General features: G+C 64.9%; 4 protein-coding genes and 1 pseudogene. 1 reads left to right on the plus strand and 4 read right to left on the minus strand.

Going from position 1 to position 1,279, the window contains the following annotated elements; all coding sequences use genetic code 11:
- From HMPREF3098_RS12035 to HMPREF3098_RS12045, 4 genes and pseudogenes are all read right to left on the minus strand, one after another.
- The coding region (locus HMPREF3098_RS12035) for a transposase (protein WP_371440937.1) at window positions 1-168 on the minus strand (168 nt) is incomplete at its 3' end.
- Between the two features lie 4 nt (window positions 169-172).
- Window positions 173-310 (minus strand): hypothetical protein, encoded by a 138-nt coding sequence (locus HMPREF3098_RS11775; protein WP_246815810.1) that lies wholly within the window; start codon window positions 308-310, stop codon window positions 173-175.
- A gap of 86 nt (window positions 311-396) precedes the next feature.
- Entirely contained in the window at window positions 397-492 is a 96-nt protein-coding gene (locus HMPREF3098_RS12040) for a hypothetical protein (RefSeq protein WP_371440936.1), read from the minus strand.
- 79 nt (window positions 493-571) lie between these two features.
- Window positions 572-856, minus strand: a pseudogene (locus tag HMPREF3098_RS12045) (ISL3 family transposase); the annotation flags it as partial.
- Between the two features lie 150 nt (window positions 857-1,006).
- Between HMPREF3098_RS12045 and HMPREF3098_RS11785 the strand changes: the two are divergent.
- A partial coding sequence (locus HMPREF3098_RS11785) for a hypothetical protein (RefSeq protein WP_246815812.1) occupies window positions 1,007-1,279 on the plus strand: 273 nt, incomplete at its 3' end.

Raw genomic sequence — 1,279 nt, forward strand, 5'->3', positions numbered from 1 at the left:
GAGGTTGCGCAACCCCAGGGCGGTCCCCCGTAGATGCTCTAGCCGGCCATTGATGGCCTCGACCGGCCCGTTGGACGCCCCGATGTCGAAGTAGGCCAGCACGCATCCTCGCGCCGACGCCACACCGTCCTCCCCAGCCGGGGCCAGCTCCTCCAGACCTTTCGGCATGCCCTTACCCAGGGTGTTGATGATCCGTTTGCATCAACGTCTTGCCCTCCGATTTCTTCGGGTGCCCGTAGGCCTGGATCATGTCCTGGTAGAACATCCACGTGACCTCGAGTGCCGCGTATTCGTCATCGGTGGCCCACAACAGGTCCAGCCGCCTGTTGTGCCGCTCGGTGAGGTAGTTCCCTCCTGGTCAGCAAGGTCCGCCGGTGCTTGTACAGCGGATCATCCTTAGTGTCCACAACACCCGGTGGTCTCACGTTGGTGCCTCTGCCGGCAGCCAGTGAGCTTGTCCGCGGCCAGATGCACGACGTGGAACGGATCCATCACCTTCCTCGCGCGGGTGCAGTACCTGGTCGACGGCGGTGGCGTAGCCGGTGAAGCCGTCCATGGTCACCACCTGCACCTGGCTGCGGAGACCAGGGTTGCGTTCCTGCAGCCACGTGCGCAGCACGTCCGCGCTGCGGCCTGGGCGGATATCTGGTAGTCGGGCCGGCCCACGGCCATCGGCCAGCGGGGTGAGGTCGACCAGGATCGTCACTAGGGTGGACGGCTGGCCTGGCTTTCGGGTGTGCTTCCACACGTGCTCATCCACCCCGAGGATGCGCACCCCGTCCAGATGGGAGGGGTTGTCGTCGACGAGCTGTCGGCAGGCGTCCACAGCGACTTGATTGACCAATTCCCAACCCACACCCCGAGGGCCTTGGCGGTGGCGGCCACGCTCATCCGGTCGATGGCCAGTCGCTAAAGGATCCAGCCGGTCACCCGGTGGGTGAGCTTGGCTCCGTCATTGGCGCAGTTGAGGGAGGTTTGGAAGATTATCCTCGGACATTGTTGATTGGTGCAGGTGAATCGGGGGGGCACGAACGTGCAGGCGGGTGGGAAACCCCACGACCGGCAGGTCAACCAGTCGGCGGACAGTGTGATCACGCAGTTTCCCGGGTTGGGTGCAGTCGGGGCAGTGCCCCTCGACAGCGATCGGGGCGGGGCGTCGATGATGGTGCAGGTTCCGGCGTCGGCGGTTCCGGTGATCGTCAAGCCGATGTCTGCCGTGCGGCAGATGGTGTCTGCGACGAGGTTGCCACGAGGCTGCACAGTAGGGTCCTGGTTCGGT

The sequence above is a fragment of the Corynebacterium sp. HMSC28B08 genome (assembly GCF_001806865.1).
In the GTDB taxonomy this organism is placed as follows: domain Bacteria; phylum Actinomycetota; class Actinomycetes; order Mycobacteriales; family Mycobacteriaceae; genus Corynebacterium; species Corynebacterium auriscanis.

Bases quoted from the DNA above. Each gene is read 5' to 3' on its own strand.
- HMPREF3098_RS12040 (WP_371440936.1), bottom strand. From the start codon at position 492: ATGGATCCGTTCCACGTCGTGCATCTGGCCGCGGACAAGCTCACTGGC.